Origin of the sequence: Endobacter medicaginis, assembly GCF_014192375.1 — a bacterium.
In the GTDB taxonomy this organism is placed as follows: domain Bacteria; phylum Pseudomonadota; class Alphaproteobacteria; order Acetobacterales; family Acetobacteraceae; genus Endobacter; species Endobacter medicaginis.
The window spans coordinates 17,814-39,907 of record NZ_JACHXV010000005.1 but is presented as its reverse complement, the minus strand read 5'-3'; the positions used below and the strand labels follow the sequence as shown (position 1 = coordinate 39,907).

Genomic DNA, 22,094 nt, shown 5'->3' with positions numbered 1-22,094 from the left:
CCCTGTGGGGGCGCTTTACATCGCGAGGCAAAATAGCCGGCCCCCTGCCATCCTTCGCTGTGCTGCGGCCGCGCGCCAGCGCGCGGTTCCGGCCCGTCCCTGGTCTGCCGCTGTCCGCCCCCGGAAAGGCCGCGAAGGGCGCAGCCGGAGACCTGGGAGGACAGCCTCATGACCCGCATGACCGACGATTTCGAACCGCCGCACGCCGCTTCATCCACCGCGCATGTGCTGACCGAACTCCAGATGTATGGCTACCGTCCCTTCGCGGACGAGCCGGACCCCAGGCCGCTACCCGAAGCGCAGCGCATCGGGGGTGCTGTGGCCGACATCTTCGACGCCATCGCTGCGACGCTGACCGACACACGGCTGGAAGCCGATCTCGAAGCATTGCTCTGGTCCACCGTGAACATCTTCCACCGCATGGTCGGCCAGGTTGAGCGTGAGCTTGACCGCAACGAGCAGGCGCAGAAACGGAGCCAGCAGGAACAGGATGGCAGCGAGATCCGCTCGGTGGAACTGGAGCGGCTGATCGCCGAAGGGCTGACCCTGATCGAGCGCCGCAACGCCTACGAGATCTTCCGCGACGAGGCGCAGGAGCAGTTCGAGCGCCTGACCCTGAGCGCGTGGCGTCCGAAGGCCGGCTCGCTGGTGTCACGTCGCACCATGACGGCCTCCATGATCGACAGCCGCGATTTCCTCAACGCCCGACGCCGCGCCGAGGGCGAGTTGCTGGTCCCGCCCGGCCCCAAGGTGGTCGTGACCGGGGGCCTGGACTTCGACGACCATATCCTGATCTGGGACCGGCTGGATAAGGTGCGGGCCAAGCATCCCGACATGGTGCTGCTCCACGGTGGCTCGCCCAAAGGTGCTGAGTTCATTGCCTCACGTTGGGCCGATCACCGCGATATCGTGCAGATCGCCTTCAAGCCGGACTGGACCAGGCATGCCAAGGCGGCGCCCTTCCGTCGTAACGATGCGCTGCTCGACACTATGCCGATCGGCGTCATCGTCTTCCCCGGTTCAGGCATCCAGGAAAATCTGGCCGACAAGGCAAAGCGGCTCGGTATCCCGGTCCTGCGGTTCGGAGGCGGCGCGTGAGCGCTCTCTCCTTCCCCGCAAGCCAGCGTCTCAGGCAAGAACCTCAAGACCGTGCTTCTGAATGACGCTCAACAGCTTGAGCGCCATCCCGCTCGGCCGTTTGGCGCCGCTCTCCCACTTCTCGACCGTGCTTTCGCTCGTGTTCAGATACCGCGCGAAGACCGGCTGGCTGACATTGTTCGCCTCGCGGAGACGCTTGATCTCGATCGGCTCGATCGCAGGGGGCACCACCAGATGGCGCGTGTCAAAATCACGCATCGTCGCCTTGTCGAGCGCGCCGACCTTGTGCAGCATTACCGCCCCGGAATGAATGGCCTCGGAAATGTCGCTCCGGAAGCTATTTTTTCTCTTCATCGCCATGGCATATCTCCGTCAGGTCTCGATCCTTCAAAAGCCGTTCGACCTGTTCCCCGGTCAGCACGGCATAGGCTTTGGCGAGGGTCCGGAAGTCTTCCAGTTCATCGCTATCGATATTGTCCCGGTCCTTCTTCGCGAACAGATAGGCGTAGATCCAGTATCGACCGCCTTTCGCAAGAATAATGCTGCGATGCAGGTTCTTGTTCAGGCGCTTCTTGAAGACACCACCACCCAGATCGACGGCCTGACCCTTCATGACCTCCCGGATCGCTTTGCAGAGTTCATCGTCTTTGATGCGAGCTTTCCGGGCCGCCCTGGCGAACCAGGCGGTCTTGAATGCCCGCTGGGATGGCTCGGCATTGGTCATGACCTCCTATGTAGCACCAGGTGCTATGGATCGCAAGGTTCTTCGCAACGCCACCGGATCACGGGGGAAGGCAATAACGCTCGACCTGATTGACCGCAACGTCCGCATACCAGCGATAGATTTCGATGATATCGTCACCGGCGGGACGTAAGCCGCGCGGATTTTCGTTCCGGTCACCGTATCATCTGCGCTATAATGCGGGTTGCGCCGTGGTGGTGGTGGCAGGCGCGACCGTCCGACATTGTCGGTTGCACGGAGACCGCCGCCATGTTCATCCTTGCTCCCTTCCTGCTCGTCGCCGGCATTGGCTTCCTGTGCTGGTTGTTCTTTACCGTGGCAGTCTTCGCCCTGCCCTGCGCCATGGGTCTGATGGCCGGGTTCTGGGCGTATGGTGCGGGTGCTGGTGTTGTCGGCGGGATCATCGTCGGTTTCGTCGCGGGCGCTGCAACCTTCGTTATTGGCCAGGTCGCCTTCGCCTTGGTGCCGTGGATGTGGCTCAAGCTGCTGATCGTCCTGCTCTATACGGTGCCCGCCATTATCATGGGCTACAGCACGACACATGGGATCGCCCAGATGCTGATGCCGTCTCCGGCGTGGCAGCTCTTTTTCTCCATCATCGGCGCGATCGCGGTGGGCGTCACCGCTTTCATCCGCTTTACAACCGTGGCCCCACCCGGACCGTCCGGCGGCAATATCGCGCGGGTCTGACACCGCTCTGGCAACCGGCGAGGCAGGACAGGATCGGGGGCTTTCGCATCTGGCCGCCTCGCTGTCAGGAGGGTATGGCAGGAGCGATCGATGAGGCCCTGATTGCAGCATATTGGCTGAAGGTGCTCTTTCCCTGGAGCGTGGACGTCCAGCGCTTCCTGTCAGCATCGGCCGGTGGAATCCCGGAAGGCAGGGCGTGTCCGTGCGAAACGCAGTCCCGGAACGGGGCGTGTGCAGGGTCGGAAGCAGGGCATGACGATGCCTTCCCCTTCCTGGCCGACACTTGCGTGGGGCGCGGGTGGCCATAGTCTCCGTGATGTGTGCTCTGTCGGGCCGCGCACGCATGCCGCCTCTCAAGATGGCTGATCTAGCCGAAGGTCGGCTGCGCCTCGATCGGCCATGGCGCAACAGCGGTCCATAATTTTCTTCCCCTGACGGCTGCGCCGTCATTCCTCGCGAAACAAGAAAATTCCGTCCCGCCGTCCTCCGCTGCGCTTCGGTCCCTACGGGATGCGCCGCCGCTCGCCTCCGTCTGTCCGATCGCCATCGAGGCCGCAATGGTGCGGGCTCGGTAACAGAGATCACGGAGCAGTATCATGGCTACCATCGGCACCTTCAAGAAAGTCGGCAACGGATATAACGGCGAGATCGTCACCCTCTCGCTCCAGACCCCCAACGTCCGCATCGCCCCCGAGACCACGCGCCTGAACGAAAATGCCCCCAGCCACCGCGTCTTCGTCGGCCGGGTCGAGATCGGAGCGGCCTGGTCCCGGCGCTCCAACGAGGGGCGCGACTATCTGAGCCTCAAGCTCGACGATCCGAGCTTCAACGCCCCGATCTTCGCCAACCTCTTCGATGACGAGGACGGCGAGGGCTACAGCCTGATCTGGTCCCGCCCCAACGGCCGCCGCAACGGCGACTGAGGTGCCAGCGATCCCCCGCCCGGCCGGTCCGGGTGGGGCCTTCGCATGACCGATCGCGAACCGGCGGGTGGGCGCACCAGTCGCGCCGCGCCCAATCTGCCAATGTGTGGGCAAGAAAGGGGAACAGGGCTTCCCTCAGCCTTCCCATTGTACCATGCCCGGCGTGAACCGCCTCAAGGACGCGCGGTCCCCCCAATTTTGCCCGGCGCACCCTACGGGCACACCAGACAAAATCGGCTCCCCCGCGCGCCGCTGGGGCGGTCGCCTGCGGCGATCCTTGACCCGATTCACGCGCGCATGAGGCGACGGCCTGTCTTCGAAAAACGAAAGGAGCAGGACGATGACCACGCTACACGACCAGATCCAGATGCTGCGCGCCGAACTGACCAGCTTTCACCTCAGCCGTCGTGAGCGGGCCAAAATCGAGCGTGAACTGAACCAGGTATGCGCGCAATTCGCAGCAAAATGCCACGACGGGGAGGCCTCCGCGTAAGCGGGGGTCTTTTCGTCTGGTCGCCCGTACCGACGGCGGACCCCACTGACGGTCCTATCAGAAGCAGGACGCCGGTGTTTCCTCACTATCCAACTGAAAGAACGATATTGAATCTCCATTATACGACTATTATAGTCGTATTTCTGGTGTGCATGCCCTGCATGTCGGATGTGATCATGGATGATCACTGGCCGACAGGTAAGGGCGGCACGGGCACTCCTGAACTGGACACAGGAACGGCTCGCTGAAAAAGCCCTCGTAGCATTGACCGCGCTCAAGCGCCTTGAATCCGAGCGTGGCCTTGGTGTCCATGAGGGCACGATCGACCAGGTCCGCCGCGCGCTGGAAGCAGCGGGCATCCTGTTCATCGAGTCCGGGCAAGGGCGTGGTGTCATGTTTCTTCACGAGACTTCCGATCCACAGACGCGACAGGATGCGGGCCGTCGCAGACGCGCGCCGTCCTGATCGGCCTGGCCGCGCAGCCTTCCCACTCGGCCCCGCGTTGTTTTTTGCGTCAGCGCGGAACCGTCGAACGGTCGTCATTCCACGAATTTGTTATCGAACCGATCCAACAGCGCTATCACGAGGGATCGTCATGACCCACCCATCCTTCCAGGATCACCCGCCTCTGACGGCGCGTGTGAACGCCTATGACGAGCAGCATCTCGACCTTTATCTCCGCCTCCTGATCGCCGACGAGGAAGGTGCCGACTGGCGCGAAGTCGTTGCGGTGCTGTTCAAAATCGATCCTGTCTGTGAACCCGTGCGCGCCAGGGCTGTTTACGACAACCATCTTGCACGGGCGCGCTGGATGACCAAAGCCGGCTACCGGCATTTGCTGGAGCCGCGCCTGCAATAGCCGGGCTTCGCCGGCCCACGCGCTGGTCCCCCACGGCACTCTCCCCAATAGAAAATCAGGGTCTATGCGCTCGCGGTTCCGATCCGGCTAATTGAGGCTGCCCCCTTGCCGTATGAGGGGCCAGACAGGGAGGTCACCATGCCGACATCCTTCTGGCGTTCACAGGAAATACGCGACCGTATCAGCACTCTGGACCGTTCCGGTTTCGCCGTCGAGTTCCTGCGCCGCAACGCGACGTACCGTCGCGAGTATGCCCGCCTGCAACGACGCATCGCCCGCCGGGCAACGGACGCCGCCGCAGAGCGCGCGGCGTTCGCCGAACGCTGGGGGTTGGGCTTTTGTCCATGCTCCCGATGAACCCGCCCGCCGCGGCCGCATGGTCTGGAGGCCCGAGGTCTCCCCGGCCACGCTGATTCTCACGCCGGCACCCTCGGGTTTCGCGACGGTGACCCCGATCGAACCCGCCATGCTGGGGAATATCCTGGCCCGTCACGACGATGCGGATGGCGGGTGGCTTACGATCGGCGACGCGGTTGGCGATCTCTTTCTTCGGCTTCTGGACCCTTCGGCCTTGCAACGCCCCGCCGTGCTGCTGCCGCTGGACGCTGCCGGCGAGCTTCGTCTCGACGTGGCGTTGCGCTTTTTCCGGCATCTGCGTGGCAGCCGCGTTGCCCTGCTTCCACGCGCGCTCCAGCTCACGCCGCTCCAGCGTGCGCGGCAGATTCAGCTTCTGATCGCCTTCGACATTCAGGAAATTGGTGGCGGCCCACGTGAGGTCGCCATAGCCGCCGGCCGTTCATGGCAGGCGATTTTACCTTCCATCGAGTGGAAGAACACTGCGGCGCGGCGCTTTGCGGATCGCCTGATTCAGGACGCAGAGAACCGGGTAAACGGCGGTTACCTGGATTTCTTACACGGCAAATAGCATCAGCCGTTTTTCGCTCTCCTGCGCTGTTTCCCTCCATTTTTTCGACGCTGGCCTGCGCCCGGCTGCGCACGGTAACTCTTGCGCGCGTCATGGTCCGCCGAAGGTGGACACTGAGTCTGAAAAATCTTCGTCCACCCCCAACGCCTGCTTTCTTCGCCACCGTCATCCCGATCCGCCGCGACTTCGCCGCGACGCTTCAAAACCGGACGGAGGCATATCATGCTCAACAGACCCACGCCCTCACCGGCGCGCTATCTGCGCACCCATGAGGCTGCGCAAATTCTCGGACTTTCGCCGCGCACACTGGAAAAATATCGCTGCCACGGTACAGGACCGACGTTCCGCAAGCTTGGTGGTCGCGTCGTCTATCTGATCGATGACCTCGACGTATGGGCAGCCGCCGGTGCGTGCAAATCCACCTCCGACCCGAATTATGACGCGGCGCGTGCCGCCGGGCATGACCCACGATGAATGCCGCGCCGGGTATTCCGCGTTCCAGGCGCGCAAGCGAACGCAACAGGCTCGACCCGTTCGTGGTCTCCGGCGGGGATGCCAGCCCGCGCGATCAGCGCGACCTGATGGAGCGACCGTTCTTCTCGCTCGCGAAGACAAAGCGCACGGTGCCGATCTTCTATGAAGCCGGTGACGTCCGTGTCGAAGTCTTCGGCATGCCCGACCATGGCATGGCGACGATCTGGGACGCCGATGTGCTGATCTGGGCCGCCAGCCAGATCGTCGAGGCGGAAAATCTTGGTCTTACGACATCGCGCTTCCTGCGCTTCACGCCCTATCAGCTTCTGAGCAGTATCGGGCGTCAGACGGGAGCGCGGGATTATGGGCTACTCAAGGCGGCACTGACCCGGCTCCAGTCCACCGTGGTCGCCACTACGATCCGCAACGGCCAGAACTGGCGCCGTCAGCAGTTCTCCTGGATCACCGAATGGGAGATCTGTGCCAGCCAGACGGGCCGCGCCGCTGGTGTCGAGATCGTCATTCCCGAATGGTTCTATCGCGGCGTGATCGACCGCTCGCTCGTGCTTGCCATCGACCCGGCCTATTTCCGCCTCACCGGCGGCATCGAACGCTGGCTCTATCGCATCGCCCGCAAGCATGCTGGCCGCCAGCGTGCGGGCTGGACCTTCGAGATCGCCCATCTGCATGCGAAATCCGGCAGCCTGGTGCGTGTCTCGGATTTCGCCATCCAGATCCGGCATATCGCCGCCCGCCAGTCGTTGCCCGGCTATCGCCTGGGCATCGAGCGCGACGGCGCGCGCGAATTGCTCCGCATCCTACCGGCCGACTTATCCACAATTCCTGTGGATAACCATGTGAATGGTATCGGGATTTCACACGCAACCCTTATCGGGACATCACACGCAGGACTATCGGGACTTCGCACGCACGAATCGCAGCTAAGTCTTTGGCCTGAAACGGCGATTCCGGCCCTTAACTTATCTAACTTAGAATCTAACTCTTATGTTGATGGGGCGGGCCGCCTTGCGGATAACGGCCCTGGTCCCTCCGTTTCCGGCCCAAAAGCACGCGGAGACGGGCCATGATCGTGGCCCTCCTCAACCAGAAGGGCGGCGTCGGCAAGACGACGCTGGCGCTGCATCTCGCGGGCCAATGGGCTCGGGAAGGCCGGCGCGTGACGGTCATCGATGCCGACCCGCAGGGCTCGGCGCTGGACTGGTCGGCGCAGCGCGCACGGGAGGGACTGCCCCGCCTGTTCGGCGTGATCGGCCTGGCGCGCGACACGCTGCATCACGAGGCGCCGGAACTGGCTCAGGGGGTGGATCACGTCGTCATCGACGGTCCGCCTCGGGTGGCGGCGCTGCTGCGCTCCGCCCTGCTGGCGGCCGATCTGGTGCTGATCCCGGTGCAGCCTTCGCCGTTCGACGGCTGGGCCTCGGCCGAAATGCTGCGGCTGCTGGCGGAAGCGCGGCTCTTCCGTCCCGGTCTGCTGGCCCGTTTCGTGCTGAACCGCTGCGCCGCGCGCACGGTGATCGCCCGCGAAACCCGGCTGGCGCTGGTGGGGCATGAGCCGGCGGCGCTGGCAGCGCGGATCGGCCAGCGGGTCGCGTTCGCCGACATGGCGCGCACCGGCCGCTTGGTCTGCGACTTGCGCCCGCAGGGGATTGCCGCCCGCGAAATCGCCGCACTGACAGCCGAGATTGGGGGGCTGGTGTCATGACCCTGCTGACCGGCGACAGCGCGCTCCTGATGCCCTGGCACGGCCCCTACGACATGATCCTGGTCGATCCCCCCTATGGCGATACGTCGCTCGCATGGGACCGGCGCATAGCGGATTGGCCCGGCAAGGCGCTCGCTGCCCTGAAACCCAGCGGCTCGCTCTGGGTTTTCGGCTCCCTGCGGAGTTTCCTTGCATCCAACGCGGCATTTCGGAATGCGGGCTGGAAATATGCCCAGGAACTGGTCTGGGAGAAGCAGAACGGTTCCAGCTTCCATGCCGATCGGTTCCGGCGCGTGCATGAACTGATCGTCCAGTTCTATCGCGACGATACGCCCTGGCGCGCCGTCTACAACGTGGTTCCGACCACGTCCGACGCACGGGCACGCACGGTACGACGGAAACACCGGCCGCCCCACATGGGTCGGATCGATGCCGGTCGTTACGTCAGCGAGGACGGTGGCCCGCGCCTGATGCGCTCCGTGATTCCGGTCCGTAATACGCATGGCCGGGCCATCCACCCGACCGAGAAGCCGGTGGCGTTGCTGGAGATCCTGATCCGCACGAGCTGCCCACCGGGTGGCCTGGTGGGCGACTGGTTCGCCGGCTCGGGGGCTGCTGGCGTCGCCTGTCGGCTCGCCGGTCGGCGCTATGTCGGCTGCGAGATCGATCCTGTCATGGCGCAGAAAGCGCGCGACCGTATCGCGTCCGTGCTGCCGCTCGGCGAGGGAATATCGCCATGACAGAGCGTCGCACGCTACCCGGCTTCGCGTCGCGCCCCGCCGACCCGGAACGCTGGGTCAAGGCGCCGGACAAGCCTGCGGCTGCCAACCACTTCACCGCCCGGCTGACCATCGACGTCACGCCGGCGCTGCGCGCCCGCATCAAGGTCGCGGCGTTCCAGCGCGGCATGACCGTCGCCGACATGCTGCGCGCGCTGCTCGCCCGTGAGTTCCCTGACAATCCCGGAGACGTGCCATGAACGGACGATTTTCTACGCCGCCGCATCGCCGCGCGGCGTCGCTGACCCATGTCGAACTGACCTGGATCGAGAAGCGTATCGAGCACTGGTTGCGCTTCGGCCACCGCGTTGACGAACAGATCCTTGATGGTCGCCGCCGCATTTCCAGTTTCGCGCCGGGCAGCATCTTCGCCTTCGTCCGCTGGGCGTCGAACGATCTGGGAGCCACGGTCTCCCGCGTGGACATCGTGCGGGCGGTGGAAGCAGGAAGTCCATTCCAGACTCTGCCATTTGTGCGTCCCGGTGGCGAAATCCTCCTGCGTGTCGATAGCTGGCCGAGGGTCGAGCGCGTGCTTCGGGCGATCGACGCTGTTGACGCGCTGGGCATCGACCCGGCGGATGCCGCGCCCGATTACTGGCGGCATCTCCACCATCGCATCACTGCCGGACATGAGCCCCGCAGCTACACGCGCGAGCAGCACGCAGCCTGGCTCAAGCGGCGGCAGGTGACGTCATGACCCGGCGTGGCTGGTTCTTCGCCACCTATTTCGCGGTGCTCGGTGTGGGCGTTTCGCTGGCCCTGCATCCTATGCCCCGGCTGATCTGGAACGAAACGGCGAGCGTGCCCGTCGGGCTTTATCGGCTGCACACGGACCCTGCGCCGCATGTCGGCGATCTGGCCGCTGTCCGTCTGCCCGAGCGCGAGGCGATGCTGCTGGCGACGCGCGGCTACCTCCCTCTCGGTGTGCCCCTGCTCAAACCTGTAGCGGCCATCGCAGGGCAGTTCGTGTGCCGTACCGGACAACGCATCACCATCGACGGAAAATTCGCTGGCGACGCGCGATCCGTCGATCATCGTGGTCGCCCGCTGCCCGTCTGGCGGGGTTGCCAACACCTCGATCCCGGCCAGGTCTTCGTCATGAATCCGGCCGAGCCACGCAGTCTCGATGGCCGATATTTTGGCGCGCTGCCCCTCTCCACCGTCATCGGCCGAGCCACTCCGGTCTGGCTTCCATCCGGGAGCGGCCAGGCCGTCGCCTTATCCTCCAATCCATCCGCGAAAGGACACTAAGATGGCACAGATCGGTCTTTTCACCCGCACCAAAACCGGCTTTGCCGGGCGTATTCGCACCCTTACCGTGACGCAGGATCTTATCCTCATTCCGGCCGATTTTTCCGACGCCGAACATGCACCGGATTATCGCATCCATCTCACCGATGCCGACGGTCCGGAGGTCGGCGCAGGCTGGAAACGCACCGGCGAGAGGGCCGGTGAATACGTCGCCGTAGCACTCGACGATCCCGCCTTCACGCAGCCCATCCGGGCCAATCTCTTCCGCACCGCCGACGACCGCGCGGTCTGGGTGCTGAACTGGACGCGCCCGTCAAAGCGCGCCGAAAGAGGAGATTGAGACGATGCGACCCGCGTTCTTCCTCGCTGTCGGCATCACCGCGATCGGCGTATTAGCTGCTGCCGACCAGACACGGGCGGCGTCGGTTTCGACACTCGCCGACACCGATTCTTTTGCTGCCCAAATCGCTGAGGCAGTCCGCCGTTTCGACGTTCCTACCACCTGGATACGGGCGGTGATGCGTGCTGAAAGCGGCGGTGATACCAGTGCGATTTCGTCGAAAGGCGCGCTCGGCCTCATGCAGATCATGCCCGCGACCTGAGCCGACCTGCGTGTCCGCTATGGGCTGGGAAGTGATCCATTCGATGTGCATGACAACATTCTCGCGGGTGCCGCGTATCTGCGCGAGATGCACGATCGCTACGGATCACCGGGGTTTCTCGCAGCCTATAATGCCGGACCGGGACGCTACGAGGACTTCCGCGATCGGCAACGTCCGCTGCCGCCCGAAACCCTCGCCTATGTCGCCGGTCTTCTGCCTCTTCTCGGCCAGAACGGTGACGCAATACCGCTTCCGGCGGCGCGTCCCGATCCCCTGGCCTGGAGACGCGCGCCGATCTTTTTCGCACGCGCGAACGATGCGTCTGCCAACATCACCGCACGCGATCTGTTGCCTATTGCACCGCACTCCGCTGGCCTGTTCGTGACGGTTTCTGACAGGGAGTCGGCACCATGACCATGCCGAATCCGCCTCTCCTTACCGCCCATTCGCAGCCGGTCGCAGGTCAGCGCATAATCGTGGTCCGGCGTGGTCCAGCGTTTCTCATGACGGATCGTAGCAGGGATCAGGGACCGCACTGGGTCTGGGCAAAGGAGAGGCGAGATAAAAGGGCGCACATTGCGCCTCGGTTGGGGTGTTGGTTTTCCAGCGTTTTTTCCTTTCCTACACAATGTTTCTCCCTCTCCGCCAATGTTTGCCGACCCTACTTTTCCTTGTTGCACCTGTCTTTTTCGCACATTGGGGGCGCCAATGGCCCGCGAGAATGATTTCCAGCCCCGTCTGGGCCGCATCCGCTCGCCCCGCGCCCAGCGGCTCAAGCCCTTCGTCGCCCAGGCCCTCGCCTCGGCCCAGCGTGCCGGAGGCGGTGGCTTCCGATCGGGCCGCAGCGGCGGCGGTTCCCGCTCGTCCTTCGGGCGTGGCCGCGTCGCAGCAGCCAGGGCCAATCGTCTGCTGACCAGCCGTGTCCGCCGCGTGACCGTCAAGGCCCGTGTCGTGCGCCACAGCGGGCGCAAGGCGCCGCTCGCCGCCCATCTGCGTTACCTGCGCCGGGAAGGGGTGACGAAGGACGGCGAGAAGGCGCGGCTCTTCGGTCCTGGCATCGACGATGCCGACCCGAAGGCGTTCGCCGAGCGCTGCGAGGATGATCGCCACCATTTCCGTTTCATCATCTCACCCGAGGACGCGCCCGACATGGCCGACCTCAAGGGCTATGCCCGCGAACTGGTCGGGCAGATGGAAAAAGACCTCGGCACGAAGCTGGACTGGGTGGGGGTGGATCACTGGAACACCCAGCATCCCCATGTCCACATCCTCGTGCGGGGCGTAGCCGAGGATGGCAGCGACCTCGTGATCTCCCGCGATTATATCCGGGAGGGCCTGCGCGCCCGTGCCCAGGATCTGGTGACGCAGGAACTCGGGCTACGCAATGACGTCGAAATCCATCGTGCCCTCGAACGCCAGGTCGGCGCCGAGCACTGGACCCAGCTCGACCGGCAACTCGCCCGCGATGCGGGCCGCAACGGCATCATCGACATGGCGCCAGCGCCGGATCGGCAGCCTGATCCGTTCGAGGCCCTGAAGGTCGGGCGCCTGCGCCACCTGGAGGGGCTCGGTCTCGCCCATCAGGTCGGTCAGGGACAATGGATGCTGGATGAATCCGCCGAGGCGACGCTCCGCGAGTTCGGGGAGCGCGGCGACATCATCAAGCGTATCCACCGCTCGCTGACGGAGCGCGGGATCGAGCGGAGCACATCGAGCTACGTCCTGGCGGGTGAAAGCCTCGACGTTCCTGTCGTCGGCAGGCTGGTCGATCGGGGGCTGGACGACGAGCTGAAAGGCACGGCCTACGCCGTCATCGACGGCGTGGATGGCCGCACGCATCATATCCGTTTTCCCGATCTCGACGCGACCGGTGATGGCAGCATGGGGTCGGTCGTGGAGCTTCGCGCCTTCGATGACAGGAAGGGGCAGCGTCGCGTGGCGCTGGCCGTCCGTTCCGACCTGTCGATCGAGGATCAGGTGACGGCGCGCGGGGCTACCTGGCTCGACCGGCAGGCAGTGGCGCGCGACCCTGTTGCATTGGGGCAGGCGGGGTTCGGTGCCGAAGTGCATGAGGCGATGGAGCGGCGGACCGAGCAACTGATTGAGCAGGGTCTTGCCGAACGCCGGACGCAGGGGGTGATCCTGGCGCGCAACCTGATCGGGAAACTCAGGGACCGCGAGCTTCACGAAGTGGGAGAGCGGCTCGCCGCTGAGACGGGCCGGACGTTCAGTCAGTCGGCATCGGGCGAGTATGTCACCGGCACGTATCGGCAACGCATGGCCCTGGCCTCCGGCCGCTATGCGATGATCGATGACGGCCTCCAGTTCCAGCTCGTGCCATGGACGCCGTCGCTGGAGAAGCAGCGGGGCCAGCACGTCTCCGGCGTCGCACGCGACGATGGCGGGATCGACTGGAGCTTCACCCGGAACCGGGGGCTCGGGCTATAGTCGTCGTGGCGATAAGGACAGTTAAATTCCCCTGGATTGAAGATAGACCCGCCGAGGGAAAGGAAGTTGCCGACGCTCGGTTCGTCAGTGGATATAGAGAATGATGAACGACCGACACGGCCAATATGTCGGGAAAGCAGCCAATCGGAAATCGGCAATGACACTGCACAATCCGGCGACAGGAACGGCCCATCGGGCGAAAGGGAATTGACAATATTCTATATATCCACGAGTAAGGATATATGGATACCGAATCGACCCTGTTGGCCCTGAGCGCACTGTCGCAATCCACGCGGTTGGAGATATTCCGCCTGCTGGTGCGCCATGAACCGAACGGGCTGCCGGCCGGAGACGTCGCGCGGCATCTCGATGTCCCGCAGAACACGATCTCGGCCCACCTCGCCACTCTGACCCGTGCCGGCCTGCTGACCTCGCAGCGCCATAGCCGTGTGATTGTCTATCGTGCCTGCCTACCGCGCCTGCGGGAACTGATGCTGTTTCTCGTCAAGGACTGCTGCGGGCAAAGCCCTGAACTTTGTGAGCCACTGGTTGCAGAACTGTCGTCCTGCTGCCCATCCGAGTGAACCCCCCAATGACCGATCGCGTCTTCAATGTGTTGTTTCTGTGTACGGGTAATTCCGCACGTTCGATTTTGGCCGAGAGCATCCTTCGCAAGGATGGTGCTGGCCATTTCAGGGTCTTCTCCGCCGGTAGCCATCCCAAGGGGCAGGTCAATCCTCTCGCCTTGAAAGTGCTGGCGAGCTTCGACTACCCGACCGAGGGACTGCGTTCCAAGCCCTGGGATGAGTTTGCTGTTGCGAACGCTCCCGTTATGGATTTCGTTTTTACCGTCTGCGATGACGCTGCTGGAGAAGTCTGTCCGGTATGGCCGGGGAAACCCATCACGGCCCATTGGGGCATTCCCGATCCGAGTAATGTTTCGGGAACCGATGCCGACCGGGAGCGAGCGTTCGTCTCGGCGTTCAAGGGTCTGAAGAATCGTATTTCCCTGCTTGTCGCATTGCCGCTGGCCAAGCTTGAGACTGCCAGTTTGGTGACGAAATTGCGCGACATTGGCACCGAGCCAACTGGCGTCACAATCTATCATAACCCGAATTGCGGCACATCGCGCAATACGCTTGCCCTGATCCGAAATGCGGGGATCGAGCCAACCATCATCGAATATCTCAAAACACCGCCATCGCGCGCCGAACTGGTCAGTCTGATCACGCGCATGGGGATCTCGGTTCGCGATCTCCTGCGGCGCAAGGGCACGCCCTATGATGAGCTTGGCCTCGATAATCCGGCCCTGAGCGATGACGACCTAATCGACGCCATGATGGCGCATCCAATCCTGATCAACCGGCCCATCGTCGTCACCCCGCTGGGTGCGGCACTCTGCCGTCCGTCCGAGGCAGTTCTGGACATCCTGCCCAACCCGCAGCGAGGCGCTTTCGTCAAAGAAGACGGCGAGAAGATCGTCGATGAATCCGGCAAGCGGATCGTCTGATGCTGGCGCTTCTGATTTTCGTTGTCACGCTCGTTTTTGTCATCTGGCAGCCTCGGGGGCTGGGTATCGGCTGGAGCGCAATGGCAGGTGCCGCCGTGGCCCTGGCGGCTGGTGTGATCCACTGGCACGACATTCCTGTCGTGTGGCACATCGTCTGGGACGCGACCTTCACCTTCATCGCGCTGATCGTCATCTCGCTGTTGCTGGATGAGGCCGGATTCTTCCATTGGGCCGCCCTGCACGTCGTGCGCTGGGGCAAAGGGCGAGGCCGTACGCTGTTCCCGCTGATCGTGGTGCTGGGAGCGGCCATTGCGGCTGTGTTCGCCAATGACGGCGCGGCCCTGCTGCTGACGCCCATCGTCATCGCCATCCTCACGCAGCTTCGCCTCAGTCCTGCTGCGGCGCTGGCCTTTATTATCGCCACTGGCTTCGTCGCGGATACCACCAGCCTGCCGCTCGTCATCTCCAACCTGGTGAACATCGTCAGCGCCAATTTCTTTGGCATTGCGTTCGATCGCTATGCCGCGATCATGGTCCCTGTCGATCTGGTAGCACTTGGTGCAACGCTGGCCGTCTTGTGGCTGTGGTACCGGCGGCAGGTGCCTGCGACCTATCCCGTCGCCGAACTGCCCGCACCTGCCACGGCCATTCGTGACCCCCATGTGTTCCGGGCGGCATTTCCGCTACTGGCCCTCGTACTGGCGGCCTATTTCCTGACCGCGCCGTTTCATATCCCGGTCTGTGTCGTAGCCTGCCTGGCCGCCGGAACCCTGTTGCTCGTCGCCGGGTATGGCCGGGTGATCCCTGTTCGCAAGGTGCTGCGGGGTGCCCCGTGGCAGATCGTGATCTTCTCCCTGGGCATGTATCTGGTGGTCTACGGGCTGCGCAATGCCGGGCTGACTGACTACCTTGCGACCGCACTGGTCTGGCTCGGTCATCAAGGGACGTTCACGGCCACCATCGGCACCGGCTTTCTGGCGGCTGTTCTGTCGTCCATCATGAACAATATGCCGAGTGTGCTGGTCGGGGCGCTGGCGATCCAGCAGGCTCACGACATCACGCCGCTGACACGCGACCTGATGATCTATGCCAACGTCATCGGCTGCGACCTCGGGCCAAAATTCACGCCGATTGGTAGTCTCGCAACACTGCTGTGGCTGCATGTGCTGGCATCCAAGAACCATCGGGTCACATGGGGGCAGTATATGAAAGTTGGACTGGCGATTACGCCGCCCGTCCTGCTGGCAACACTCGCGGCGCTGGCCCTGTGGCTGCCCCTGATCAGCCACCCGTAATACAAGAAAGGACCGATATATATGACCGCTCCTGACCTGCCAGCCCTGCACCCCGAATATCTTGAACGGGTCGATCTCGCGCGGCTCGAACCGCAACCGCGTGTGGACCATCCGCCGCGTATCCTGCTGCTCTACGGCTCTTTGCGTCCCCGATCCTTCAGTCGGTTGCTGGTGCTTGAGGCGGAACGCATCCTGAAGGTGCTGGGGGCCGAGACACGGGTGTTCGACCCGACCGGCCTGCCGATAGCGGATTCCGTGCCTGCCACGCATCCGAAAGTGCAGGAACTGCGGGAACTGTCGATCTGGTCGGAAGGCCAGGTCTGGTGCAGCCCCGAACGGCACGGCAACATAACCGCTGTGTTCAAAAACCAGATCGACTGGTTGCCATTGTCCGAAGGCTCGATCCGTCCGACGCAGGGCCGCACGCTGGCGGTCATGCAGGTCTCAGGCGGATCGCAAAGCTTCAATTCCGTCAATGCCCTGCGGGTTCTGGGCCGATGGATGCGGATGTTCACCATCCCCAACCAGTCCAGCGTGCCAATGGCCTATACGCAGTTCGGTGACGATGACCGCATGAAGCCGTCCCCCCTCTATGACCGGATGGTAGATGTCATGGAGGAACTGATGAAGTTCACATGGCTGCTGCGCGACCGGGCCGACTACCTCGTGGACCGCTATAGCGAACGGAAGACGGAATTCCGTCTCCCGGAAAGCCTGTGAGCCGGGCAATGGGCGAGCAGTTCGATGTCGTGATCGTGGGGGGCGGTCAGGCGGCCCTCGCCGCGTCGTATTTTCTACGACGGACCGGACTGCGTTACGTCATTCTCGATAACGGGACCCAGGCAGGTGGTGCATGGGTGCATGGCTGGGACTCCCTGCATCTGTTCTCGCCCGCGTCCTACAGTTCTCTCCCCGGCTGGCCGATGCCCGACACGCCGGATGGCAGCTACCCCACCCGCGACGAGGTGCTTGACTATCTGCACCGCTACGAAGCGCGCTATGCGCCGCCGATCCACCGCCCCGTAATGGTCGGACGTGTGGAACGCACTGACCAGAAATTCCTGAATGTCAGCACCAGCGTGGGTGATTTCCTAAGCCGCGCGGTCATCGGCGCCACCGGCACATGGTCTGCGCCCTTCATCCCCGATTATCCGGGCCAAGGGTTGTTTGCGGGAGCGCAAATCCACTCCTCCCATTACCACAACGCGGTACCCTTTGCCGGTCGCCGTGTGCTCGTGCTGGGCGGGGGCAACTCCGGTGCGCAGATTATGGCGGAACTGTCGCTTGTCGCCCAGGCAACATGGGTCACGCTGCATGATCCCGTCTTCCTGCCCGATGACGTGGACGGACGAGTCCTGTTCGAGCGGGCGACCGCTCGCGTTCTCGGCGGCCCGTCGGCCATGCCCACTGGCGGCTTTGGCGATATCGTCATGGTACCACCCGTGCGCGCCGCCAGGGAGCGAGGCGCGCTCCACGCGGTGCGCCCGTTTGTGCGGATGACGGCTACGGGCGTCGTCTGGCCCGATGGCCAGGAAGAGGCCATTGACGCGATCATCTGGTGTACCGGCTTCCGACCCGCGCTTGGTGCATTTGCGCCGCTCGACGTGATCGAGCCGGACGGGCTGATCCGCGTTGACGGCCAGCAGGCCATCAGGGAGCCACGTCTCTGGCTGCTGGGTTATGGCTCCTGGTGCGGCCCCGCATGCGCCACCCTGCTGGGGGCGGGCCGTGTCGCGAGATCCATGGTCCGGCAACTGGCGGCCTGGCTTGCGTCGCCAACACAGGATGTCCGTTTGTAGAAAACTTGAAGGTCTTCATTCTATGATCAGGATGAGGGCGGAAGACGGCATGGAGATAATGCCCTATTATATGCCGACACGTCTGCCATGTTTACCCACGCGACAGCCGCCATCCCTTCACGAGAGCATAGAGCGCCGGAATAACCAGCAGGGTCAGCACGGTCGACGAGACCATGCCGCCCACCATGGGGGCCGCGATCCGGCGCATGACCTCGGACCCGGTGCCGGCGCTCCACAGGATGGGCACAAGGCCCGCCATGATCGCCGTGACCGTCATCATTTTCGGCCGCACGCGCTCCACCGCGCCGTGCATGATCGCAGCCCTCAAGTCCGCGCGCGTCAGTGCGCGCCCTTCGGCCTGGGCCCTGCCGCTGACGTCTGCCAAGGCATTGTCGAGATAGATCAGCATGATCACGCCCGTCTCGGACGCGACACCCGCGAGGGCGATGAACCCCACCACGACAGCGACACTGACATTGTAGCCCAACCACCAGGTCAGCCAGATCCCACCGACCAGCGCAAACGGCACCGACAGCAGCACGATCAGCGTCTCCGTGATCCGTCCGAAATTGAGATAGAGCAGCACGAAGATCAGAACCAGCGTTGCCGGCACGACCAGCTTCAGCCGCGCCATGGCGTGCTGCATATATTCAAACTGGCCGCTCCACGCGACGCGGTATCCCTGCGGGAGCGTAACCCGCTCGCGCACGGCGCGGGCCGCGTCGTTGACGTAGCCGCCGATATCGCGTCCGTTCAGGTCCACATAGACATAGGCGACAAGCTGGGCATCCTCGGTGCGGATCGAGGGCGGTCCCCCGGTGAGACGGATCACCGCCACCTGCCCCAGCGGGATCATCGCCCCGCCCGGCGTCGGCAGCAGCACCTGTTCGGCGATCGCCTGCGGGTCATCGCGCAGGTCACGCGGGTAGCGGACGCTCACGCCGTAACGCTCGCGCCCTTCCACGGTCGTCGTGACCGTCTGGCCGCCGAGCGCCGTGGCCACCACCTGCATCACATCGTCGACCGACAGGCCATAGCGCGCGATCGCGTTCCGGTCGGGTATAATCTCCAGATAGTGGCCACCCTCCAGGCGCTCGGCAAACGCACTGGTGGTTCCGGGAATGGTGCGCACGACCTGCTCGACCTGTTCCGCAATTCTGGCGAGCTGTCCCAGATCCGGCCCGAACACCTTCACCCCCACCGGGGTACGAATCCCCGTGGCGAGCATGTCGATGCGGGCGCGGATCGGCTGCGTCCACGCGTTGCTCACCCCCGGCAGGTCAAGCGCCCGGTTCATGTCGGCCTTCAGTTGGTCCGGGGTCATGCCGGCCGGCCATTCGCTTTGCGGCTTGAGAGTGATCACCGTCTCGAACATTTCCGTGGGCGCCGGATCGGTGGCCGTCGCCGCGCGCCCGGCCTTGCCGAACACCGACTGGACCTCGGGAAAGCTCTTGATGATGCGGTCCTGACCCTGCAGCAGCTCGACCGCCTTGGTGACCGAGAGACCTGGCGGCGTGACCGGCATGTAGAGCCATGTCCCCTCGTTCAGATCGGGCATGAACTCGCTGCCCAGATGGGCCGCCGGATAGATCGTACCGGCGCCAATCCCGATCGCAAGGAGGACGAGCAGGACCGGTCCCCGCAGCACGACGCGGATTACGGGACGATAGAGCGCGATCAGCACGCGATTGATCGGATTACGCGCTTCGGGAAGGATGCGGCCGCGCACGAAGGCCAGCATCAGGACCGGCACCAGCGTCACCGCGAGCAGCGCGCCGCCCGCCATGGAAAAGGTCTTTGTGTATGCGAGCGGCTTGAACAATCGTCCTTCCTGCCCCTCCAGGGCGAACACCGGCAGGAAGGACACGGTGATGATCAGCAGGCTGAAGAACAGCGACGGCCCGACCTCGTTCGCCGCCGCCAGCAGCGCCGGGCCACGCGCTTCACCGGGCGCCAGCCGCTCCACGTGCTTGTGCGCATTTTCGATCATCACGATCGCCGCATCCACCATCGCCCCGAGCGCGATGGCGATGCCGCCCAGACTCATGATGTTCGACCCGACACCGATCATGTGCATGGCCAGGAAAGCGAACAGGACGCCGACAGGCAGGGTCACGATCGCGACCAGCGCACTGCGGACGTGCAGCAGGAAGACGACGCAGACGAAGGAGACGATGAGACTCTCCTCGATCAGCGTGTGCCGGAGCGTGGCGATGGCACGCAGGATCAGGGCCGAGCGATCATAGACCGGCACAATGGAAACGCCCGGCGGCAGGCTAGGCAGCAGCTCGGCGATCCGCTGCCTGACGCTCCGGATCGTCGTCAAGGCATCCGCTCCGTCGCGCTTGACGACGATGCCGCCGACCGCCTCTCCCACACCGTCCAGTTCCGCGATGCCGCGCCGCTCGTCGGGGCCGAGTTCGACGCGCGCGACGTCTCCCACCGTGACTGGCGTTCCGACGGCGTCGACCTTCAGCACGATCCGCTCCAGATCGCGGACATCGCGCACATAGCCCCGACCGCGCACCATATATTCCGTTTCGGTCAGCTCGATGGTGCGACCGCCGACATCCTGATTGCCCTGCCGCACCGCATCGCCCACGCGCGACAGCGGGATACCGTAGGCCTGGAGCTTCCGGGGATCGACGACGATCTGATATTGCCGTTCGAACCCGCCAATGGCGGCCACCTCGGCGACGCCGGACGCCTTGGTCAATTGAAAGCGGATCACCCAATCCTGCAGGCTGCGCAATTCCGCCAGCGTGCGCTGTTTACCCTGGACGACATATTCGTAGACCCAGCCGACACCGGTTGCATCCGGCCCCAGCGACGGCGTGACACCCGCGGGCAGGCGCTTCTGCGCGAAATTGAGATATTCCAGCACGCGCGAACGCGCCCAGTAGAGATCGGTACCGTCGTCGAAGACGACGTAGACGAACGACGTGCCGAACGTCGAAAAACCGCGCACCACTTTCGAATGCGGCACGGCCAGCAACGCCGTGGTCAAGGGATAGGTGACCTGATCCTCGACGACCTGCGGCGCCTGGCCGGGATAGTCGGTATAGACGATCACCTGCGTGTCCGAGAGATCGGGAATGGCATCGAGCGGCGTGTTCATCACCGCCCAGACACCAGCCCCCACGAGGAACAACGTTGCCAGTATCACCAGCAGCGGGTTACGCGCCGACACCGCAATGATTCTGGCAATCATCGACCGGCACTCCCTGCCCGGGCAGGCTTGCTGTCCGGCACGGTAAAGGCCTGTAGGGCGGCGCGCAGATTACTTTCGGAATCGATCAGAAAGTTGGCGCCGACCACCACGCTTTCCCCCGCCTTCAGGCCATCCAGGATCTGAGCCTCGTCATTGCCACGCGCGCCGACGCGCACCGAACGGGGTGCAAAACGGCCCTCCCCCGTTTCGACCAGCACAACCTGACGGGTGCCGCTGTCGATAACCGACGAGGACGGCACGACCAGCACCGGCCCCGCCATGGACGCAGGGACATCGATCGCGATATCGGCATACATGCCTGCCCGCAGCACACTATCCGCATTCGGCAACACGATCCGGATACGTCCGGTTCGCGTCTCGGTGGAGACGCTCGGATAGAGGAAATCGACGGTTCCGTCGAAGCGACGACCGGGAAAGGCGACAAGGCTGGCGTGCGCCTGCTGACCGACCCGCACCGCGCCCAGATCCTGCTCCTGCACTTCGGCAATCAGCCAGATCGGTGCGGTCGCCGCCGTCCGGTACAGCGGTTGGTCCGGCCCGACGCGCGCGCCCTCCACCGCCATCTTTTCGGTCACGACCCCGTCCGCCGGCGCAACGACCGGGATGTGCCGCACGGCATGCCGGGTGCGTCGCAGCCGCGCGATTTCGGTCTCAGGCGCCCCAAGAGAGCGCAGGCGCTCCAGCGCGGCCGTTGCCATAGCCGGGTCCAAACTGGTGGCAATCAGATATTCCTGCTCGGATGCAACCAGATCCGGCGCGTAGATTTCGGCCATGACCTGGCCACGCCAGACAGGATCGCCTGTGGCAGCGATATCGAGATGCTCGACCCAGCCGCCGACCCTGCTTGTCACCAAGGCGATGCGCCGTTCATCGAACTGGGCAATGCCGGTGGCATGCACGCTGCGGTTCAGCACCGGCTGCACTGCGGCAACGGAAGTCCGCACGCCGAGGATCTGCAAACGACCGGGCGGCACAAAAACCGTTCCCGCATCCCGGATCTCGTTCTCATAGACAGGGAGGTACGCCATCCCCATGGCATCTTTCTTCGGCACCGGCGAAGTGTCGGGCAGCCCCATGGGATTGCGATAAAATAGCACCCGGCCACGATCCGCCGACCGGGCCGAGGGACCGGAGGATCGCGAGGACGCGGCACCAGACCCCTGTGACCCGTCAGCATAGACCGGAACATAATCCCGACCCTCCGACGTCTTCTTCGGATTGGCGGAATAGGCGGGCTTGCCGTCCGGATCC

General features: G+C 64.0%; 26 protein-coding genes and 2 pseudogenes. 23 read left to right on the top strand and 5 right to left on the bottom strand.

From position 1 onward, the window contains the following. Positions 1–168: 168 nt before the first annotated feature. Entirely contained in the window at positions 169–1,098 is a 930-nt protein-coding gene (locus FHR90_RS07700; RefSeq protein ID WP_010517762.1) for a DUF2493 domain-containing protein, read from the top strand. A gap of 30 nt (positions 1,099–1,128) precedes the next feature. Here FHR90_RS07700 and FHR90_RS07695 read toward each other — a convergent pair whose 3' ends face one another. Next, on the bottom strand, positions 1,129–1,458 hold the full coding sequence (locus FHR90_RS07695; protein WP_018308131.1) for a helix-turn-helix domain-containing protein: 330 nt from the start codon (positions 1,456–1,458) through the stop codon (positions 1,129–1,131). Beyond that, on the bottom strand, positions 1,436–1,822 hold the full coding sequence (locus FHR90_RS07690; RefSeq protein WP_010517758.1) for a type II toxin-antitoxin system RelE/ParE family toxin: 387 nt from the start codon (positions 1,820–1,822) through the stop codon (positions 1,436–1,438). Before FHR90_RS07690 ends, FHR90_RS07695 begins: the two co-directional genes overlap by 23 nt. 267 nt (positions 1,823–2,089) lie before the next feature. Here FHR90_RS07690 and FHR90_RS07685 point away from each other — a divergent pair, with 267 nt between their 5' ends. From FHR90_RS07685 to FHR90_RS07675, 3 genes are all read left to right on the top strand, one after another. After that, positions 2,090–2,530: a hypothetical protein gene (locus tag FHR90_RS07685; RefSeq protein WP_010517753.1), complete on the top strand. Its 441-nt coding sequence runs from the start codon at positions 2,090–2,092 to the stop codon at positions 2,528–2,530. A 596-nt stretch (positions 2,531–3,126) separates the two neighbouring features. Next, complete coding sequence (locus FHR90_RS07680) at positions 3,127–3,453, top strand: DUF736 domain-containing protein (protein WP_018308129.1); 327 nt, start codon at positions 3,127–3,129, stop codon at positions 3,451–3,453. 340 nt (positions 3,454–3,793) lie between these two features. After that, a complete protein-coding gene (locus FHR90_RS07675) occupies positions 3,794–3,946 on the top strand; it encodes a hypothetical protein (RefSeq protein ID WP_010518334.1) in 153 nt (50 codons plus the stop codon). Positions 3,947–4,120: 174 nt separating this feature from the next. Here FHR90_RS07675 and FHR90_RS17855 read toward each other — a convergent pair whose 3' ends face one another. Next, the gene (locus FHR90_RS17855) at positions 4,121–4,351 is read right to left on the bottom strand and encodes a hypothetical protein (RefSeq protein WP_183275012.1); all 231 of its coding nucleotides are present in this window, start codon (positions 4,349–4,351) and stop codon (positions 4,121–4,123) included. 190 nt (positions 4,352–4,541) lie between these two features. Between FHR90_RS17855 and FHR90_RS07665 the strand changes: the two genes are divergently transcribed. The 19 genes and pseudogenes from FHR90_RS07665 to FHR90_RS07580 all read left to right on the top strand — a co-directional run bounded on the left by FHR90_RS07665 (position 4,542) and on the right by FHR90_RS07580 (position 17,611). Continuing rightward, on the top strand, positions 4,542–4,805 hold the full coding sequence (locus FHR90_RS07665) for a DNA -binding domain-containing protein (RefSeq protein WP_010518332.1): 264 nt from the start codon (positions 4,542–4,544) through the stop codon (positions 4,803–4,805). Between the two features lie 138 nt (positions 4,806–4,943). Next, positions 4,944–5,162, top strand: coding sequence for a transcriptional regulator domain-containing protein (locus tag FHR90_RS17230; protein ID WP_010518331.1), 219 nt, complete (start codon positions 4,944–4,946; stop codon positions 5,160–5,162). Positions 5,163–5,250: 88 nt separating this feature from the next. Beyond that, positions 5,251–5,730, top strand: a complete 480-nt coding sequence (locus tag FHR90_RS07655) for a DUF2285 domain-containing protein (RefSeq protein WP_231867261.1) — start codon at positions 5,251–5,253, stop codon at positions 5,728–5,730. 222 nt (positions 5,731–5,952) lie between these two features. After that, positions 5,953–6,204, top strand: coding sequence for a helix-turn-helix transcriptional regulator (locus FHR90_RS07650; RefSeq protein ID WP_010668883.1), 252 nt, complete (start codon positions 5,953–5,955; stop codon positions 6,202–6,204). Continuing rightward, positions 6,201–7,292: a replication initiator protein A gene (locus FHR90_RS07645; RefSeq protein WP_018308126.1), complete on the top strand. Its 1,092-nt coding sequence runs from the start codon at positions 6,201–6,203 to the stop codon at positions 7,290–7,292. The genes FHR90_RS07650 and FHR90_RS07645 overlap by 4 nt, the downstream gene beginning before the upstream one ends. Then, positions 7,289–7,927 carry a ParA family partition ATPase gene (gene parA / locus FHR90_RS07640; protein ID WP_018308125.1) on the top strand — a complete coding sequence of 213 codons (639 nt, stop codon included), beginning with the start codon at positions 7,289–7,291 and terminating at the stop codon, positions 7,925–7,927. Before FHR90_RS07645 ends, parA begins: the two co-directional genes overlap by 4 nt. Beyond that, positions 7,924–8,667, top strand: coding sequence for a DNA-methyltransferase (locus FHR90_RS07635; protein ID WP_018308124.1), 744 nt, complete (start codon positions 7,924–7,926; stop codon positions 8,665–8,667). The genes parA and FHR90_RS07635 overlap by 4 nt, the downstream gene beginning before the upstream one ends. Continuing rightward, complete coding sequence (locus FHR90_RS07630; RefSeq protein ID WP_018308123.1) at positions 8,664–8,906, top strand: ribbon-helix-helix protein; 243 nt, start codon at positions 8,664–8,666, stop codon at positions 8,904–8,906. Before FHR90_RS07635 ends, FHR90_RS07630 begins: the two co-directional genes overlap by 4 nt. Then, positions 8,903–9,403, top strand: coding sequence for a DUF2840 domain-containing protein (locus FHR90_RS07625; RefSeq protein WP_023979783.1), 501 nt, complete (start codon positions 8,903–8,905; stop codon positions 9,401–9,403). Before FHR90_RS07630 ends, FHR90_RS07625 begins: the two co-directional genes overlap by 4 nt. Further along, the gene (locus tag FHR90_RS07620; protein ID WP_023979784.1) at positions 9,400–9,957 is read left to right on the top strand and encodes a S26 family signal peptidase; all 558 of its coding nucleotides are present in this window, start codon (positions 9,400–9,402) and stop codon (positions 9,955–9,957) included. The genes FHR90_RS07625 and FHR90_RS07620 overlap by 4 nt, the downstream gene beginning before the upstream one ends. Position 9,958: 1 nt before the next feature. After that, positions 9,959–10,297: a DUF736 domain-containing protein gene (locus tag FHR90_RS07615; RefSeq protein ID WP_023979785.1), complete on the top strand. Its 339-nt coding sequence runs from the start codon at positions 9,959–9,961 to the stop codon at positions 10,295–10,297. A gap of 4 nt (positions 10,298–10,301) precedes the next feature. Continuing rightward, positions 10,302–10,973 (top strand): annotated as a pseudogene (locus tag FHR90_RS07610) (lytic transglycosylase domain-containing protein). A 294-nt stretch (positions 10,974–11,267) separates the two neighbouring features. Further along, complete coding sequence (locus FHR90_RS07605) at positions 11,268–13,007, top strand: relaxase/mobilization nuclease domain-containing protein (RefSeq protein WP_029604265.1); 1,740 nt, start codon at positions 11,268–11,270, stop codon at positions 13,005–13,007. Positions 13,008–13,249: 242 nt separating this feature from the next. Continuing rightward, entirely contained in the window at positions 13,250–13,591 is a 342-nt protein-coding gene (locus FHR90_RS07600; RefSeq protein ID WP_018308121.1) for an ArsR/SmtB family transcription factor, read from the top strand. Positions 13,592–13,599: 8 nt separating this feature from the next. Further along, positions 13,600–13,890: pseudogene (locus FHR90_RS17850) on the top strand (arsenate reductase ArsC); the annotation flags it as partial. Positions 13,891–14,079: 189 nt separating this feature from the next. Continuing rightward, positions 14,080–14,517: an arsenate reductase (glutaredoxin) gene (gene arsC / locus FHR90_RS17435; RefSeq protein WP_029604264.1), complete on the top strand. Its 438-nt coding sequence runs from the start codon at positions 14,080–14,082 to the stop codon at positions 14,515–14,517. After that, entirely contained in the window at positions 14,517–15,812 is a 1,296-nt protein-coding gene (locus tag FHR90_RS07590) for an arsenic transporter (RefSeq protein WP_018308119.1), read from the top strand. Before arsC ends, FHR90_RS07590 begins: the two co-directional genes overlap by 1 nt. Before the next feature lie 21 nt (positions 15,813–15,833). After that, entirely contained in the window at positions 15,834–16,532 is a 699-nt protein-coding gene (gene arsH, locus FHR90_RS07585) for an arsenical resistance protein ArsH (protein WP_018308118.1), read from the top strand. 8 nt (positions 16,533–16,540) lie between these two features. Next, on the top strand, positions 16,541–17,611 hold the full coding sequence (locus FHR90_RS07580; protein ID WP_018308117.1) for an ArsO family NAD(P)H-dependent flavin-containing monooxygenase: 1,071 nt from the start codon (positions 16,541–16,543) through the stop codon (positions 17,609–17,611). A gap of 91 nt (positions 17,612–17,702) precedes the next feature. Here the strand turns inward: FHR90_RS07580 and FHR90_RS07575 are convergent, their stop codons facing one another. Next, positions 17,703–20,822 carry an efflux RND transporter permease subunit gene (locus FHR90_RS07575; RefSeq protein ID WP_029604263.1) on the bottom strand — a complete coding sequence of 1,040 codons (3,120 nt, stop codon included), beginning with the start codon at positions 20,820–20,822 and terminating at the stop codon, positions 17,703–17,705. Then, positions 20,819–21,919 (bottom strand): efflux RND transporter periplasmic adaptor subunit, encoded by a 1,101-nt coding sequence (locus FHR90_RS07570; RefSeq protein ID WP_243697795.1) that lies wholly within the window; start codon positions 21,917–21,919, stop codon positions 20,819–20,821. The genes FHR90_RS07575 and FHR90_RS07570 overlap by 4 nt, the downstream gene beginning before the upstream one ends. Positions 21,920–22,094 lie beyond the last annotated feature (175 nt).

What these genes read in the sequence shown, in the direction of transcription:
- FHR90_RS07690 (WP_010517758.1), bottom strand. Translation starts at nt 1,822, where the DNA reads ATGACCAATGCCGAGCCATCCCAGCGGGCATTCAAGACCGCCTGGTTC.
- FHR90_RS07675 (WP_010518334.1), top strand. Translation starts at nt 3,794, where the DNA reads ATGACCACGCTACACGACCAGATCCAGATGCTGCGCGCCGAACTGACC.
- FHR90_RS07605 (WP_029604265.1), top strand. Translation starts at nt 11,268, where the DNA reads ATGGCCCGCGAGAATGATTTCCAGCCCCGTCTGGGCCGCATCCGCTCG.
- FHR90_RS07625 (WP_023979783.1), top strand. Translation starts at nt 8,903, where the DNA reads ATGAACGGACGATTTTCTACGCCGCCGCATCGCCGCGCGGCGTCGCTG.
- FHR90_RS07650 (WP_010668883.1), top strand. Translation starts at nt 5,953, where the DNA reads ATGCTCAACAGACCCACGCCCTCACCGGCGCGCTATCTGCGCACCCAT.
- FHR90_RS07630 (WP_018308123.1), top strand. Translation starts at nt 8,664, where the DNA reads ATGACAGAGCGTCGCACGCTACCCGGCTTCGCGTCGCGCCCCGCCGAC.
- FHR90_RS17230 (WP_010518331.1), top strand. Translation starts at nt 4,944, where the DNA reads ATGCCGACATCCTTCTGGCGTTCACAGGAAATACGCGACCGTATCAGC.
- FHR90_RS07590 (WP_018308119.1), top strand. Translation starts at nt 14,517, where the DNA reads ATGCTGGCGCTTCTGATTTTCGTTGTCACGCTCGTTTTTGTCATCTGG.
- arsH (WP_018308118.1), top strand. Translation starts at nt 15,834, where the DNA reads ATGACCGCTCCTGACCTGCCAGCCCTGCACCCCGAATATCTTGAACGG.
- FHR90_RS07685 (WP_010517753.1), top strand. Translation starts at nt 2,090, where the DNA reads ATGTTCATCCTTGCTCCCTTCCTGCTCGTCGCCGGCATTGGCTTCCTG.
- FHR90_RS07645 (WP_018308126.1), top strand. Translation starts at nt 6,201, where the DNA reads ATGAATGCCGCGCCGGGTATTCCGCGTTCCAGGCGCGCAAGCGAACGC.
- FHR90_RS07680 (WP_018308129.1), top strand. Translation starts at nt 3,127, where the DNA reads ATGGCTACCATCGGCACCTTCAAGAAAGTCGGCAACGGATATAACGGC.
- FHR90_RS07615 (WP_023979785.1), top strand. Translation starts at nt 9,959, where the DNA reads ATGGCACAGATCGGTCTTTTCACCCGCACCAAAACCGGCTTTGCCGGG.
- parA (WP_018308125.1), top strand. Translation starts at nt 7,289, where the DNA reads ATGATCGTGGCCCTCCTCAACCAGAAGGGCGGCGTCGGCAAGACGACG.
- FHR90_RS07600 (WP_018308121.1), top strand. Translation starts at nt 13,250, where the DNA reads ATGGATACCGAATCGACCCTGTTGGCCCTGAGCGCACTGTCGCAATCC.
- FHR90_RS07580 (WP_018308117.1), top strand. Translation starts at nt 16,541, where the DNA reads ATGGGCGAGCAGTTCGATGTCGTGATCGTGGGGGGCGGTCAGGCGGCC.
- FHR90_RS07570 (WP_243697795.1), bottom strand. Translation starts at nt 21,919, where the DNA reads ATGGGGCTGCCCGACACTTCGCCGGTGCCGAAGAAAGATGCCATGGGG.
- FHR90_RS07575 (WP_029604263.1), bottom strand. Translation starts at nt 20,822, where the DNA reads ATGATTGCCAGAATCATTGCGGTGTCGGCGCGTAACCCGCTGCTGGTG.
- FHR90_RS07695 (WP_018308131.1), bottom strand. Translation starts at nt 1,458, where the DNA reads ATGGCGATGAAGAGAAAAAATAGCTTCCGGAGCGACATTTCCGAGGCC.
- FHR90_RS07620 (WP_023979784.1), top strand. Translation starts at nt 9,400, where the DNA reads ATGACCCGGCGTGGCTGGTTCTTCGCCACCTATTTCGCGGTGCTCGGT.
- FHR90_RS07635 (WP_018308124.1), top strand. Translation starts at nt 7,924, where the DNA reads ATGACCCTGCTGACCGGCGACAGCGCGCTCCTGATGCCCTGGCACGGC.
- FHR90_RS07665 (WP_010518332.1), top strand. Translation starts at nt 4,542, where the DNA reads ATGACCCACCCATCCTTCCAGGATCACCCGCCTCTGACGGCGCGTGTG.
- FHR90_RS07700 (WP_010517762.1), top strand. Translation starts at nt 169, where the DNA reads ATGACCCGCATGACCGACGATTTCGAACCGCCGCACGCCGCTTCATCC.